At 73.7% G+C, this 13,981-nt stretch carries 14 protein-coding genes; 6 read left to right on the top strand and 8 right to left on the bottom strand.

All coding sequences use genetic code 11. The annotated features are described in order from the left end of the window. Window positions 1–129 precede the first annotated feature (129 nt). Complete coding sequence (locus AB1207_RS03150; protein ID WP_367636329.1) at window positions 130–777, top strand: TetR/AcrR family transcriptional regulator; 648 nt, start codon at window positions 130–132, stop codon at window positions 775–777. Between the two features lie 19 nt (window positions 778–796). Here AB1207_RS03150 and AB1207_RS03145 read toward each other — a convergent pair whose 3' ends face one another. Continuing rightward, window positions 797–1,309, bottom strand: a complete 513-nt coding sequence (locus AB1207_RS03145) for an Lrp/AsnC family transcriptional regulator (RefSeq protein ID WP_367636526.1) — start codon at window positions 1,307–1,309, stop codon at window positions 797–799. Between the two features lie 99 nt (window positions 1,310–1,408). On the opposite strand from AB1207_RS03145, the gene ald reads away from it, so the two are divergent. Continuing rightward, window positions 1,409–2,524 (top strand): alanine dehydrogenase, encoded by a 1,116-nt coding sequence (ald, locus tag AB1207_RS03140; RefSeq protein WP_367636328.1) that lies wholly within the window; start codon window positions 1,409–1,411, stop codon window positions 2,522–2,524. Between the two features lie 12 nt (window positions 2,525–2,536). On the opposite strand, the gene AB1207_RS03135 is transcribed toward ald, so the two are convergent. Then, a complete protein-coding gene (locus AB1207_RS03135) occupies window positions 2,537–3,688 on the bottom strand; it encodes a glutamate--cysteine ligase (RefSeq protein ID WP_367636327.1) in 1,152 nt (383 codons plus the stop codon). A 65-nt stretch (window positions 3,689–3,753) separates the two neighbouring features. Here AB1207_RS03135 and AB1207_RS03130 point away from each other — a divergent pair, with 65 nt between their 5' ends. Next, on the top strand, window positions 3,754–5,205 hold the full coding sequence (locus tag AB1207_RS03130) for a dihydrolipoyl dehydrogenase family protein (protein WP_367636326.1): 1,452 nt from the start codon (window positions 3,754–3,756) through the stop codon (window positions 5,203–5,205). Between the two features lie 103 nt (window positions 5,206–5,308). On the opposite strand, the gene AB1207_RS03125 is transcribed toward AB1207_RS03130, so the two are convergent. From AB1207_RS03125 to AB1207_RS03115, 3 genes are all read right to left on the bottom strand, one after another. Then, a complete protein-coding gene (locus AB1207_RS03125; RefSeq protein WP_367636325.1) occupies window positions 5,309–7,000 on the bottom strand; it encodes an MFS transporter in 1,692 nt (563 codons plus the stop codon). Window positions 7,001–7,110: 110 nt separating this feature from the next. Then, window positions 7,111–7,983: an aminotransferase class IV gene (locus tag AB1207_RS03120; protein ID WP_367636324.1), complete on the bottom strand. Its 873-nt coding sequence runs from the start codon at window positions 7,981–7,983 to the stop codon at window positions 7,111–7,113. 31 nt (window positions 7,984–8,014) lie between these two features. Beyond that, a complete protein-coding gene (locus tag AB1207_RS03115) occupies window positions 8,015–8,893 on the bottom strand; it encodes a LysR family transcriptional regulator (RefSeq protein WP_367636323.1) in 879 nt (292 codons plus the stop codon). Window positions 8,894–8,963: 70 nt separating this feature from the next. Here AB1207_RS03115 and AB1207_RS03110 point away from each other — a divergent pair, with 70 nt between their 5' ends. Beyond that, window positions 8,964–9,344 carry a nuclear transport factor 2 family protein gene (locus AB1207_RS03110; RefSeq protein ID WP_367636322.1) on the top strand — a complete coding sequence of 127 codons (381 nt, stop codon included), beginning with the start codon at window positions 8,964–8,966 and terminating at the stop codon, window positions 9,342–9,344. A gap of 21 nt (window positions 9,345–9,365) precedes the next feature. Here the strand turns inward: AB1207_RS03110 and AB1207_RS03105 are convergent, their stop codons facing one another. Both AB1207_RS03105 and AB1207_RS03100 read right to left on the bottom strand, forming a co-directional pair. Beyond that, complete coding sequence (locus AB1207_RS03105; RefSeq protein ID WP_367636321.1) at window positions 9,366–10,139, bottom strand: SDR family NAD(P)-dependent oxidoreductase; 774 nt, start codon at window positions 10,137–10,139, stop codon at window positions 9,366–9,368. Between the two features lie 54 nt (window positions 10,140–10,193). Next, window positions 10,194–11,228 carry a LacI family DNA-binding transcriptional regulator gene (locus AB1207_RS03100; RefSeq protein WP_437178852.1) on the bottom strand — a complete coding sequence of 345 codons (1,035 nt, stop codon included), beginning with the start codon at window positions 11,226–11,228 and terminating at the stop codon, window positions 10,194–10,196. 93 nt (window positions 11,229–11,321) lie between these two features. Between AB1207_RS03100 and AB1207_RS03095 the strand changes: the two genes are divergently transcribed. Beyond that, window positions 11,322–12,209 (top strand): sugar phosphate isomerase/epimerase family protein, encoded by an 888-nt coding sequence (locus AB1207_RS03095; RefSeq protein ID WP_367636319.1) that lies wholly within the window; start codon window positions 11,322–11,324, stop codon window positions 12,207–12,209. A gap of 11 nt (window positions 12,210–12,220) precedes the next feature. Continuing rightward, complete coding sequence (locus AB1207_RS03090; protein ID WP_367636318.1) at window positions 12,221–13,216, top strand: Gfo/Idh/MocA family oxidoreductase; 996 nt, start codon at window positions 12,221–12,223, stop codon at window positions 13,214–13,216. A 26-nt stretch (window positions 13,217–13,242) separates the two neighbouring features. Here AB1207_RS03090 and AB1207_RS03085 read toward each other — a convergent pair whose 3' ends face one another. Further along, window positions 13,243–13,887, bottom strand: coding sequence for an MBL fold metallo-hydrolase (locus AB1207_RS03085; protein WP_367636317.1), 645 nt, complete (start codon window positions 13,885–13,887; stop codon window positions 13,243–13,245). Between the last annotated feature and the right edge of the window lie 94 nt (window positions 13,888–13,981).

Below are 13,981 nucleotides of genomic sequence, written 5' to 3'. Positions count from 1 at the left end.
CAGGTGGTCGAGGTGCCGGCGGGTGGTTCGAGCCGGCTGAAGCGGACGTCTCGCGTCCACTTCCAGCAGCCTACACGCAAACGGACGGACCCTGTCCACTTGTTCCCGGTCCGGCGTATCCTCGACGGCGTGAGCACGACCACCGCCCGCCCGTTGCGCGCCGACGCCGTCCGCAACCGCGCCCTCATCGTGGACGCGGCGCGCCGCCTCTTCGCCGAGCGCGGGCTCGACGTCACGCTGCACGACGTCGCCGAGGCCGCGGGCGTCGGGGTGGGGACCGTCTACCGGCGCTTCCCGGACAAGGACGCCCTGCTGGGCGGCCTGCTCGCCGCGAAGTACGAGACGCTCGTCGACCTGGCCGAGCAGGCGCTCGCCGAGCCCACGGGCCGGCAGGCGCTGCGCTCCTACCTCCTGGGGGCCATGGAACTGCGGGCCAGCGACCGCGCCCTGTCCACCGCCGTGCTGCGGGCCGCCCCCCAGACGCAGGAGGCGGCGGAACTGCGCGAGCGCCTGCACCGCGTCGTCGAGGAGGTCGTCGACCGCGCCCGGGCCGAAGGTGCTGTGCGGCGAGGTTTCACGGGGGAGGACGTCCCGGCCGTCACGTCCATGATCGGCTCCATCGCCGACCGCTCCCGCGACGAGCTGCCGGGGGCCTGGCGGCGGTACGGGCTGCTCGTGGTGGACGCCGTCTGCCCCCCGGACGGCCCCCTCGAACCCCTCGCCGGCAGTCCGCTGCCGGCTCCGACCGCCACCTCCTGCGTCGTCAGCCCCAGCTGACCTCCCGCGCCGGCGCGGGTCAGGACCGGCCGGCGGCGCGAGTGTGCTCGAAGATCAGGCTCGTCTCGGTGAGGCCCACGTCGGGGTCGCGGGAGAGGTGCTCGGCGACGAAGTCGCGCAGGGCCGCGGTGCTCTCGACGGCGACGTGCAGCAGGTAGTCGTCGGCCCCGGCCACGAAGTAGACGTCGAGGACCTCCGGCTGCCGGCGCATCCGCGCGACGAAGGGGCCCATGCTCCCGCGGGCGTGCGCGGCGAGCTTGACGGCGATCATCGCCTGCAGGTCCAGGCCGAGGGCTGCGGGGTCGACGTCGGCGTGGAAGCCGCGGATGACGCCCGACTCGCGCAGGGCGCGCACGCGCAGCAGGCACGTCGACGCCGCGATGCCGACGCGCTGTGCCAGAGCGGCGTTGGTGATCCGCGCGTCCTCGGCCAGGACGTGCAGGATCGCCCGGTCGACGGGGTCGACGACCTTCTGCAGCTTCTTCGGCTGGACCGGGCCACCCGACGTGATGTCCGAAGTATCTTCCACCAGGACAGCCTTGCACGAATCTCCTGCAGCTTGCTTGTCCTCCCGTCGAACCGTGTTCACGCTGGACCCCAGAAGGCCACGCATCGACGAGGAGTGAGCACCATGCGCATCGGCGTCCCCACCGAGGTGAAGAACCGCGAGTACCGCGTCGCCCTGACCCCGGCCGGCGTCCACGAACTCGTCGGTCACGGGCACGAGGTGCTCGTCCAGGCCGGGGCCGGTGCCGGCAGTTCCCTGCCCGACGCCGAGTACGAGGCGGCCGGTGCGAAGGTCCTCGCCGACGTCGACGAGGTGTGGGGCGCCGCCGACCTGCTGCTGAAGGTCAAGGAGCCGATCTCCTCGGAGTACCACCGCCTCCGCCGGGACCAGGTCCTCTTCACGTACCTGCACCTCGCCGCGTCCCGTGAGTGCACCGACGCCCTCCTCGCGGCCGGCACGACGGCCGTCGCGTACGAGACCGTGCAGCTGCCCGACCGCTCCCTGCCGCTGCTGGCTCCGATGAGCGAGGTCGCCGGGCGCCTGGCACCCCAGGTCGGCGCCTACTCCCTCATGCGCGCGGCCGGCGGACGCGGTGTCCTCATGGGCGGGGTTCCCGGCGTCCGCGGCGCCGACGTCGTCGTCGTCGGGGCCGGCGTGTCCGGTCAGAACGCCGCCCAGATCGCGCTGGGCATGGGTGCCGAGGTGACCGTCCTCGACCTCTCGATCCCGAAGCTGCGCGAGGTGGACGCCCGGTTCGGCGGCGCGGTGCGCACGATCGTCTCGAACTCCTACGAGCTGCAGCGCGCCGTCCGCAGCGCCGACCTCGTCATCGGCGCCGTCCTCGTCCCGGGGGCCCGCGCCCCCAAGCTCGTGAGCAACGACCTCGTCGCGCAGATGCGCCCGGGATCGGTCCTCGTCGACATCGCGATCGACCAGGGCGGCTGCTTCGAGGACTCCCGGCCCACCACGCACGACGACCCGACGTTCACCGTCCACGGGTCGGTGTTCTACTGCGTCGCGAACATGCCGGGCGCCGTGCCGCACACCTCGACGTACGCGCTGACGAACGCGACGCTGCCCTACGTCGCCAAGCTCGCGAACTCCGGCTGGAAGGCCGCGCTCGCCTCCGACGCCGCGCTCGCGCACGGGCTCTCGACCCACGCCGGCGAACTCGTCAGCCCCGAAGTCGCTGCGGCGCACGGCCTGCCGAGCACGACGCTGGCGGCCGCACTGGCCTGAACCGGCTCTGGTTCAGCCCTCGCGCAGTTCGGCGACGAGGGAGTCGACGACGGCGTGCAGGGGGTTGGCGTCCCCCCGCGCGCACGCGGCCTCGTACGTCGACCGCTGCCGCTGGTAGCTCGCTCCCCGTCGCGGGATGTCCGCGACGAGGGCGAGTTCGTCCGCGCACTCCAGCCGCCGGGCGACGGGTTCGAGGCGGTTCAGCCACTCGTCCAGGTCGTCGGTGACGAGGCGTTCGCGGCCGGCGGCGTCGACGATGACCTCGGCGTCGAGGCCGTAGCGCGCGGCGCGCCACTTGTTCTCCTGCACGTGCCACGGCGGCATCGTCGGGAGTTGTTCACCGTTCTCCAGCCGCTCGTCGAGGTGCACCACGAGGGCGTGGATGAACGCGACCAGACCGCGCAGTTCCCGCAGCGTCGGGGTCCCGTCGCACACCCGGACCTCGATGGTGCCGAACCGGGGGGAGGGGCGGATGTCCCAGCGCACGTCGGACAGTCCGTCGATGACGCCCGTGACGAACATGTCGTCGACGTACTCCTCGAACTCCCCCCAGGCCGCGAACTGGAACGGCAGTCCCGCCGTCGGCAGCTGCTGGAACATCTGGGCGCGGTTGCTGGCGTAGCCGGTGTCGAACCCCGTCCAGTAGGGCGAGCTCGCCGACAGCGCCTGCAGGTGCGGGTAGTGGTTCAGCAGGGTGTTGAGGATCGGCAGCACCTTGTGGACGGAGTTCACGCCGACGTGGACGTGCACGCCCCAGATGAGCATCTGCCGGCCCCACCACTGCGTGCGCTCCAGCAGTTCGGCGTACCGGTCGTCGGCCGTGACGAGCTGCTCGTCCCAGCGGGCGAAGGGGTGGGTCCCCGCGCACATGAGGTCCAGGCCGAGCGGGTCGGTGACGCGGCGGACGGCGTCGATCGTCGTCGTCAGGTCCGCGGTGACCTCCGCGACGGTGTCGCAGACGCCGGTGACGGCCTCCAGGGTGTTCCGGAGCAGTTCCTTGGTGACCCGAGGACCTGTGGGCGAGGCCTCCCGGTCCACCGCCTCGAGCACCTCCGAGGCCCTCGACGCGAGGTCTCGCGTGCGGCGGTCCACCAGGACCATCTCCCACTCCACGCCCAGCGTCGGGCGGGGGGAGGCGTTGAACTCCACCGTGCGTCGACCCACGCGACGATCACACCACACCGCAGCCCCCCTCGCCGCACCATCGCGCGGGCCGTAGCGTCGCGGGCGTGAGCACAGGACAGGGGGCGGCGGAGGCCGCGCGCGAGGTGGACCGGACCGTCGACGTCGTCGTGATCGGCGCGGGGGCGGTGGGCGAGAACGTCGCCGACCGCGCGGCCCGCACCGGACTCGACGTCGTCGTGGTCGAGAAGGAGCTGGTCGGCGGGGAGTGCTCGTACTGGGCGTGCATGCCCAGCAAGGCGCTGCTGCGGTCCGGGCACGCGCTGGCTGCGGCGCAGCGGCTGCCCGGTGCGGCCGAGGCCGTCACCGGCGGGCTCGACGCGGCGAGGGTGCTGGCGCGGCGCACCTCGTTCACGAGCGGCTGGGACGACTCCTCGCAGGCGCAGTGGCTGGACTCGGCGGGGCTGACGCTGCTGCGGGGGACCGCCCGGCTGACGGGCCCGCGTCGTCTGGAGGTGACCGGCACCGACGGCACGACGACGTCGCTCACCGTGCGGCAGGCCGTCGTCCTGGCGACGGGGTCGGTGCCCGTCCTGCCCGACGTCCCCGGGCTGGCCGACGCCTCGCCGTGGACCTCGCGCGAGGCGACGAGCGCGCGGGAGGTCCCCGGCCGGCTCGTCGTCCTCGGCGGGGGCGTCGTCGGCGTGGAGCTCGCCCAGGCGTGGGCCCGGCTCGGCTCGACCGTGACGCTGCTCGCGCGCAGCGGGCTGCTGGGCGGCCAGGAGGACTTCGCGGGCGAGCTCGTCGCGGAGGCCCTGCGCGCCGACGGCGTCGACGTCCGGCTGGGCGTCTCCCCGACGCGCGTGGTCCGGGACGGTGCGGTGCGCGTCGAGCTGTCCGACTCCTCCGTCGTCGAGGCGGACGAGTTCCTCGTCGCGACCGGCCGTCGCCCCGCGACCTCCGGGGTCGGTCTGGAGACCGTCGGTCTCGAGGACGGTGGGTCCCTGGAGGTCGACGACACCGGCCTCGTCGCGGGCGTCGACGGCTCCTGGCTGTACGCCACGGGCGACGTCTCCGGACGCGTGAAGCTCACGCACCAGGGCAAGTACGACGCCCGCGCCACCGGCGACGTCATCGCCGCCCGCGCCGCCGGCCCCGTCGAGACCCCGGCGTGGTCGAAGTACACCGCCACGGCCGACCACCACGCCGTCCCGCAGGTCGTCTTCACCGACCCCGAGGTCGCGCAGGTCGGGCTGACCGCCGCGCAGGCCCGCGAGGCCGGGATGGACGTGAAGGTCGTCGACTACGACATGGGCAACGTCGCCGGCGCCTCCCTCGTCGCCGACGGGTACACGGGCAAGGCCCGGATGGTCGTCGACGAGCAGCGGCGCGTCGTCGTCGGCGTGACCTTCGTCGGCCAGGACGTCGCCGAGCTGCTGCACGCCGCGACGGTCGCGATCGTCGGCGAGGTGCCGCTGGAGCGCCTGTGGCACGCCGTCCCCGCCTACCCCACGGTCAGCGAGGTCTGGTTGCGCCTCCTCGAGAGCTACGGGCTGTAGTCGCCGCGCCCTCCCGGTGGTGGGTCGTCGACGCTGCGGGCCGGTAGGTCCGGCCCGCAGCGTCGACGAGCCCCCCGGGCCGCGCCGCGCTGGTGACCGAGCGTCACGCGTGGGCGGGGGTGGCGGCTTCCTCGGCGGGGCGGGTGGGGGTGCTGACGGCGAGGACGGCGAGCACCGCGGCCACCAGGGTCGCGACCCCGCACACGACGTAGCCGAACGCGTAGGCGTGGTCGAGGGCGGCGAAGGCGACGTCCTTGAGGGGGTTGAAGGGCACCGACGTCCCGTCCACCTCGATGGTCCCCGGCACGGCGTTGGCGCCCAGCGGACCGGACTGCACGGCCTCGACGGCCGCCTCCAGGGCGGCCTTCTGGGCGCCGGTGGCGGCGTCGGGGGCGGCGGAGAAGGTGGCGAGGGCCTGGCGCAGCGAGGCGTCGGCGGCCAGGCGCTCGGCGATGCTGTCCGCGGCACGCGACAGCGCGATGGACCCGATGACCGCCGGGCCCAGGGTGAACCCGAAGTCGCGCAGGAGGCTGGCCGTGCCGCCGGCCATGCCGGCCAGGTGCGGCGGGGCGGCGTCGACGGCGGCCGCCGAGACGGCGTTGAGGGCGAGAGCGAACCCGAGGCCGACCACGGCGACGGGCGCGGCGATGAGCGCGACGGACATCGTCGACGCGGGGACCGCGGCCGCCCAGAAGCACCCGACGGCCATGAGGCCGAACCCGGTGACCATCGTCCAGCGCGCGCCCCAGCGCTCCATGAGGTGCGAGACGGGACGGGCGAAGACGAGGGTCGAGCCGTTGAGCAGCACGAACGCGACGGACGTCGTCAGCGGCGAGAAACCCTGGATGGCGGACAACCGGATGCTGGAGGAGTAGGCGCAGCCGAGGTAGCCGAACATCCCCACGACGGTCGCGAGGGCGGTCAGCGAGAAACCCCGTCCGGCGAACAGGTCGAGACGGACCAGCGGCGAGGGCGAACGGTGCTCGATCCGGACGAACGCCGCGAACGCGGCCAGGGAGACGACGTAGGCGCCGACCACCAGGGGGCTGCCCCAGCCGCTCGAGGAACCCTGGATGGTGCCGAACAGCAGGCAGAACAGCGCGACCGAGATCGCCGCCTGACCGGGCCAGTCCATCGACCGGCCCTCCGGCGAGCTCGACTCCTCTGCCAGACGTGCCGTGAGGACCAGGCTGACGAGCGCGAGGACGGCCGCGGCGAGGAACGCCCACCGCCAACTGCCGGTCTCCGAACCGCGGAAGGCGAACTTCGCCAGGAACCCGCCGACGACGGGGGAGACGAAGCTGCCCGTCGCCAGGGCCGCGGCCCACACCCCGATGGCGCGGCTGCGGTCCCGGGCGGTGTGGGTTCCGGCGGCCACCATGGCCAGCGACGTCGGCATGATCGCCGCCGCGCCGAGACCGCAGAGCACCTGACCGGTGAGCAGCCAGCCCACGCGCAGACCCTGGTCGCCCGAGACCGGGGTGAGCATGCCGACGACCTCGCCGACGGCGAGCACGGCGGCGCCGGCCAGCAGCAGCCGTCGACGGCCGTGCAGGTCGCCCAGCACGCCGAAGGCCAGCGTGAAGAGCGCGACGGGCACGAAGTACGCGTCGGAGATCCAGGTCAGCTGGGACGCGCTCGTGCCCAGGTCCTGCTGGAACAGGCCGTTGAGGACGGCCGGCATCGCCAGGGCCACCTGCGCGACGAAGATGCCGCCGGCGGCGGCGACCAGGGTGCGGGTCGTGAGCCGGTAGGGACCGGTGGTGCTGTCGGACGGGACCGCGGTGCCTGTCATGGGGAACCTTCCACGCCGAAGGGTGCCGGACGTCGGTGAAGGTAACAGCAAACCTGACAGTACGGAATGCTGATGGTGTGACCGGGCCAGGACCTCCGTGGGTCGCCCCGTCAGTCGTGGACCGTCAGCAGGTGGTGCAGGAGTTCGGCCTGCAGCGCCGCGTCGGTCGGTCGCGGGACCCCGTCGAGGCTGCGGACGGGGGCCGACAGCCGTCCGCTGGACAGCAGCCAGACGGCGTCCGCGACGCGCAGGTCGTCGACCCGCAGGCGGGCGACCTCCGTCCGGTCGCCGCGGCCGGCCGCCCAGGCGAAGGCCCGCCCGGCCGTCGTGCCGTCGAGGATCCCCAGGTCCGGCGGCGGGGTCACCCAGCGGTCGGCCAACCGGGCGAGGACCGTCGAGTTCGGGCCCTCCAGGACGTCGCCGTCGCTGGAGACGAAGACGACGTCGTCCGCGCCGTGCGCCCGGGCGTACCGCTGGGCCGCGGTGTTCAGGGCGTACGACAGCGTCTTGGCCCCCTGCAGCAGCCACGGCGCCCGCGTCACGACGTCGCTGGGGTACGCGCGTTCCAGGACGAGCACGTCGATCCCGGCGGTGCGCTGGGAGCCGTAGTCGTGGGCGGGGAACACGTGCACCCACCCCGTCGGCACGTCGCCGCCCTCCACCCCGCGGGTCAGGACGAGCTTGGCCAGGAGTTCGGGGGCCGACGCGTGCGCGGCCGCGGCGTCCGCGACGGCCTGTGCCCAGGCCGCCGTGTCGGGTGCGGGCAGCTCCAGCAGGGCCGCGGACCGGGCGAACCGCTCGAGGTGGTGCCGCAGGCTCTGCGGGTGCCCGTCGACGACGGCCACCGACTCGAAGATCCCGTCCCCGCGCGTCACCCCGAGGTCGTCGACCCGCACGTGCGGGGCCGAGGCGTCGGCGGGGCTGAACGTGGTGGCGCCGTCGGGGTGGATCTCGGCGAGGAACAGGACAGGGCTGCTGGACACCGGGACATCCTCCCGTCCGGCGGCCCGCACCTCAGGTGCGGGTGCCGCCGGTGCGGACCAGGGCGGTGAATGCGCGCAGGGCGGGCGAGGGGTTGGCCCGGCGCCACGCCACGCTGACCCGGCCTGCGGGGACGGGCCGCACGATCCGCACCGCGTGCACCCCGTCGGCGACCGGCGCGGACGCGGGGACCACCGCGACGCCGTGCCCCTCGCGGGCCAGGGCCGCGAGCAGCACCGGGGAGTTCGCCTCCACCTCGACGTGGGGTCGCAGGCCCAGGCCGGCGCTCGCCGCGTCGAGCGCCCCGCGGACCGCGCCGCCGGGTGGGGCCACGAGCAGCGGTTCGGCGCACAGGTCAGTGAGGTCGACGGTGCGCCGCCGGGCCCAGCGGTGCCCGGCGGGGACGAGCGCGGCCAGGGGTTCGGTGCTCACGAGGTGGCCGGTCAGGTCGTCCGGCAACGGTCCCGCCGTCGCGGTCCAGGCGACGTCGAGGCCGCCGTCGCGCAGCCGGGCGAGCAGGGTCTCGGCGTCCGCCTCGACCACGCGGACCTCGACGGCGGGCGCCCGGTCGCGGAAGGTGCGCAGCACCGCGGGCATGTCCATCCCGTTGCTGGACAGCAGGATGCCGATGCCCAGTCGGCCGCGGAGCAGCCCCGACAGTTCGGCGACGCTCTCGCCGACGGCGGTCGCCGCGGCCAGCGCCGCTCGCGCGTGCGGCAGGGCGGCCTCGCCCGCCGGGGTCAGCGTCGCGCCGCGGGCGTGCCGCTCGAAGAGGGCCTGGCCCAGCTCGCGTTCCAGTCCCCGCACCTGGGCGCTCACCCCGGGCTGGGCGACACGCAGGCGTTCGGCGGCCCGCGTGAATCCCCCCTCGTCGACGACGGCGACGAAGTGCTCCAGTGCTCGCAGGTCCATCACGACATCGTATGGCTGGGACGCCGAACTGGTCTTGGACGTATGGGTCGCGCTGCGTCAGGGTGGGGGCATGGCCACCACGACCACCGCCGGCGACGTCAGGAACCACGCCACCGCCTACTTCGACGGCTGGAACACCGGGGACGAGGAGGCGTTGCGCGCGCTGTTCGCCCCCGGCGTCACCTTCCGCGGACCGATGGGCACCGTGCACGGCCCCGACGAGTGCGTCGCGGGACTGCTCGGGATGCGCCGGGCCTTCCTCGACGAGGTCGCCGTCGAGCACCTGCTCGTCACCGGCGACGAGGCCGTCACGTGGTTCGAGATGCGCACCCGGCTCCCGGGCGTGGAACCCTTCCCGGTCGTGAACCGGATGCACGTCGGCCCGGACGGCATCGACCGCATCCGGGTCGTCTTCGACCCCCGGGAACTGCTCGCCGCGCTCGGCGGTTGACGACCACCGCGGCGGTCGCCCTCAGTCCTGCTGTGGGCGACTCGCCCGCGCGAACTCGGCGGCCTTGACCGGGTCGCTCAGCGTCCGGTTCCGGGCGGCGTCCTCCCGGGTGGCTTGGTCGCCGCCGATGACGTGGTCCTGGTCGGCGAAGAGGGCGTCCAGTCCCTGTCGGGCCACCAGGGCAGGGTCGTTCTTCCAGTCGATCGACCCGAACTTCGTCGCGCCCATGCCTGCGGTCTGGTGGAAGTCGGTGGCCGTCGCCCCCGGAAGCAACGCCGTGACGACGACGCCGTGCTCCGCCATCTCCTCGCGCAGACCTTCGGCGAAGCTCAGCATGAAGCTGCGGGTGGGGCCGTAGATCGACTCGTACGGGGTCGGGGTCAGCGCCGAGCACGACGTGGTGACCAGGAGGTGCCCAGCCCGGCGGGGAGCCATGTGCCGGACGACGTGCTTGGCCAGTCGGACCTGGCCCGTGACGTTCAGCGCGAGCATCGCCAGTTCGTCGTCGAGGTCGGTGTCGAGGAATGCTCCGCCGAGGCTGCGGCCGGCGTTGAGGCACGCGACGTCCAGCGGGCGCCCGGTGGCCTCGACGGCGGCCCAGACCCGGTCGACGCCCTGTGCGGTGGACAGGTCGGCCTGGACGGGGAGGACCTCGACGCGGGCGACGCGGTCCTGGAGGTCGGCGATGCGTCCGCTCGCGCCGACGCCCACGAGGTCGTACCCGCGCTCGGCGAGCTGTCGGGCGAGCTGGAAACCGATGCCGGCGGAGGCGCCGGTGACGAGGGCCAGGGGCACGGGACTGTTCCTTCGGGTGGGAGTTCGGGTTTCGGTGGGGGCTCGAGGTCGCGGTCACGACGCCGGGGGACTGCTGGTCGTGCGCCGCACCACGAGTGACGCGGGAACCTGGTGGACGCGGGGCGCGTGGGCCTGACCGTCGATGCGCTCGGCCAGGAACCGGGCCGCCTGCACGCCGATGGCCAGGGTTCCGTTCTCGACGCTGGTCAGGGACACGTGCCGGATCATCGCCAGGTAGGTGTTGTCGTACCCCACGACGGACACGTCCTCGGGGACGCGCAGTCCGAGGTCGTGCGCCGCGGACAGGGCGCCGATGGCGGCGAGGTCGTTGTAGGCGACGATCGCGGTCGGCCGCCGGGTTCCGGTCAGGACGCGGCGCGCGGCGGCGTACCCGCTCTCCTCGCTCATCCCGCCGGGAACCGCGGTGGGTTCCAGACCGGCCGCGGTCATCGCCTTCCGGTACCCCTGGAGACGGAGTTCCCCCACCCGTCCGGGGCCCTGCAGGTGCGTCACCGCGGTGTGACCGAGGTCGGTGCAGTGCCTTGTCGCGGCCACCGCCCCCTCGACGTCGTCGTTGACGACGACGTCGACGGCGGTGCCGGAACCGGGGCCGAGGTCGGCGGGTTCGTACGTCCCGGCCAGCACGATCGGCACCACGGTCGCAGCCCGGCGCAGCTCCTCCTCGTCCTCGGTGGTCCCCACCACCACGATGCCGTCGACCTGCTGCCGCAGGAGCTGGTCGACGGGGGAACCCCCGACCCGGCGGGAGGTCGCGGAGTCCACCAGCACCGGCGCCAGGCCCACCGTGTCCAGGGTCGCCGTCGCCCCGGCCAGCAGGTCCACGAACCACGGGTTGCGCAGGTCGTTCAGGAGCACCCCCACCGTGCCGGAGCGCCTCGTTCCCAGCACCTGGGCCACCCGGTTGGGCTGGTAGCCCAGCTCGTCGACCGCCCGGGTCACCGCATCCCGCCGCGCCGGGCTGACCCCCGGATCGCCCCGCAGCACCAGCGACACCAGGGACTTCGACACCCCGGCCCTGGCCGCCACGTCGCGGATCGTGGGCGTTCGTTCCGTCGACACGAGGACCATCCTAGCCTAGGATGGACCGGTCCAGTCCTGTCCAAGTCGTCCCGGCCGGACCCCGACCGGGAGCGCGACGCAGCACCGACGCCCAGGAGCACCGTGGCACCGAAGATCTCGATGAACGTGACGACCACGTTCTTCGGCAACGTCGTCCAGGACATCCGCCTGGCCAAGGAGGCCGGGTACACCGGCATCGAACTGCAGAGCCCCAAGCTCTACCGCTACCTCGACGCCGGCTTCGACGTCCGCACCCTGCCCGAACTGCTCGCCGGCCTGGAGGTCACCGGGCTGGGGGCGGTGCTCGACATCGAGCGTCAGGGCCCAGCCCGCGAGGAGTTCCTGGCCGAGGTGGACCGCATGTGCAAGGTGGCCGTGGCGGTCGGCGCGCCCATCGTGCAGCTGTGCACCGGACCGGTGGACTGGAACGTCGTCGAGGACTTCACCGCCGGGCGGCTCGCTGCGGACGACGGCCGCTACCGCGCGACCCTCGGCCTGGACGAGGCGGACGCGATCCGCGTGACCGCCGCCAACGTGCGCGCCGCCGCCGACGTCGCCGGCTGGTACGGCCTGGACCTCTACCTCGAACCCCTGGCCTGGGCCCGGCTGAACCGCTGCCGCCACGCCCTGGCCCTCATCGAGGAAGCCGGCCGCACCAACGTCGGCATCGCCCTGGACACGTGGCACTTCTGGACGACCGGGGACACCCTGGAGGAGGTCCGCGCCCTCCCGAAGGAACTCATCAAGGCCGTCCACCTCTCCGACGGCCTGGACCTGGACCGCGCCCAGGACGTCCCCGACCAGTCCCGCCACCGCAACGTCGTCATCGGTGGTGGCTCGATCCCGCTGCAGCAGTGGGTGGACGCAGTCAAGGCGACCGGGTACGACGGCTGGTGGGTCACCGAGATGTTCTCCGACCGCGCCAACGAACACGACCCCGCCGTGGTCGCCCGCACCATGCGGGACCTCACCGCCATCCTCGTCAGCTGAAGGACCTCACCGTGCAACGCTTCGCCCTCATCGGCGCCGGTTTCATCGGCGCGGTCCACGCGGCCTCCCTCGCGGCACACCCGGACGTGGAGTTCGTCGGCGTGCACGACGTCGACACCTCCCGCGCCGGCGCGCTGGCCACCCGGTACGGGACGCGCGTCCTGGACGCGTCGGAGGTCTTCGACGCCTCCCGCCTGGACGCCGTCTTCGTCGCCTCCTCCACCGACACCCACGCCCAGCACCTGCGGTCCGCAGCCGACGCCGGACTCGCCGTCCTGTGCGAGAAACCGATCGCCCCCGACCTGGCCGAGGCCGTTGCCGTGGCCGACCACGTCCGGGCGTCCGGGGTGCCGGCGATGGTCGACTTCAACCGGCGGTACGACCGGGACCACGCCGAACTGCGTCGTGTCGTCGCCTCCGGCGGCGTCGGTGACGTCGAACTCATCCAGCTCACGTCCCGCGGGCCGAGCCTCCCGCCGGTGGAGTACCTGCGGTCCTCGGGCGGTCAGCTGCGGGACCAGACGGTGCACTTCTTCGACCTGGCCCGGTGGATCAGCGGTCAGGACCCGGTCGCGGTCTCGGTCACGGGGTCGGCGCTGGTGGACCCGACCATCGCCGAGTTCGGTGACGTCGACACCTCGGTGGCCACGCTCTCCCTGCCCAGTGGGGCGCTCGTGCAGATCGACAGCGTCCGCCGCACCAGCTACGGCTACGACGAACGCATCGAGGTCATGGGGTCGACCGGCCTGGTGGAGTCCCGGCGCCAGCGCCGCGGGAACGTCGCCCGCTACGGCAGGGCCGGCGTCCTCGACGACGGGTTGCACGAGGGCTGGTTCGAACGGGTGCACCCCACCTACGCGGCCACCCTCGCGGCCTTCGTCGACGCCCTGGAGCGGGGAGTGGAACCGCCCGTCACCCTGGACGACGGCGTCCGCGCCCAGGCCGTCGCGGAGGCGGCGAGCCGCGCGCTGGAGTCGCGTCGACAGGAGGTCGTCACCTACCCCTGAGCCGACCGGCTCGGGGCGGGCTCGCGTCAGAACTCCAGAGGTGCCGTCCCGTCGCTCTCGCGCACGTCCAGCCCGCCCAGCGCCCGCACCTGGTTCCCGTAGACGGCCCTGCCCGGGGCCGCGAGCAGACCGTCGTGGATGGCCAGCCCCGCCGAGGCCCCGACGGCGCGGACGAAGTCGACGGTCTCCTTGAGCGCGGCCCACGGGGCGTTGACGGGCACGGCCAGGACGTCCACCCCCGCGGGCACGGCCTCGTAGGAGTCGCCGGGGTGGAACAGCGTCGGCTCGCCCTCGGCCGACAGCAGGACGCCGACGTTGCCGATCCGCGGGACGTCGGCGTGGATGACGGCGTGCCGCCCGCCGGCGCCGGTGAGGCGGATCCCCGCCAGCTCGACGGAGTCGCCCGCGTGCAGGGCCGTCGCCTCGATGCCGGACTCGGTGAGCGAGGCGGCGGTCGCCGGCTCGGCGCGCAGCACGGCCCCGTCGTTGGCCTCGAGCAGCGCGGGCAGCCGCTCGACGTCGACGTGGTCGGGGTGGGCGTGGGTGACGACGACGGCGTCGAGACCCTCCAGCTCCTCGAAGCCGTGGCTGAAGGTTCCCGGGTCGAGCAGGACCCGGGCGGCGCCCGTCTCGACGAGCAGGCACGAGTGGCCGTAGTGCGTGATCCGCATGGTCGCCGAACCTACTCGCGCCCCGCGTCCGCCGACAGCCGGGACCCTCGCCAGATATATCGCCGGTGAAACAACAGTGAAACCTGAGCTGCCT

The organism is Kineococcus endophyticus, assembly GCF_040796495.1.
Classification (GTDB): Bacteria; Actinomycetota; Actinomycetes; order Actinomycetales; family Kineococcaceae; genus Kineococcus; species Kineococcus endophyticus.
The sequence above is the reverse complement of the archived record's forward strand: the minus strand, read 5'-3'. Positions and strand labels throughout refer to the sequence as shown.

What these genes read in the sequence shown, in the direction of transcription:
- AB1207_RS03125 (WP_367636325.1), bottom strand. Translation starts at nt 7,000, where the DNA reads ATGACAGGCACCGCGGTCCCGTCCGACAGCACCACCGGTCCCTACCGG.
- ald (WP_367636328.1), top strand. Translation starts at nt 1,409, where the DNA reads ATGCGCATCGGCGTCCCCACCGAGGTGAAGAACCGCGAGTACCGCGTC.
- AB1207_RS03085 (WP_367636317.1), bottom strand. Translation starts at nt 13,887, where the DNA reads ATGCGGATCACGCACTACGGCCACTCGTGCCTGCTCGTCGAGACGGGC.
- AB1207_RS03100 (WP_437178852.1), bottom strand. Translation starts at nt 11,228, where the DNA reads ATGGTCCTCGTGTCGACGGAACGAACGCCCACGATCCGCGACGTGGCG.
- AB1207_RS03110 (WP_367636322.1), top strand. Translation starts at nt 8,964, where the DNA reads ATGGCCACCACGACCACCGCCGGCGACGTCAGGAACCACGCCACCGCC.
- AB1207_RS03115 (WP_367636323.1), bottom strand. Translation starts at nt 8,893, where the DNA reads ATGGACCTGCGAGCACTGGAGCACTTCGTCGCCGTCGTCGACGAGGGG.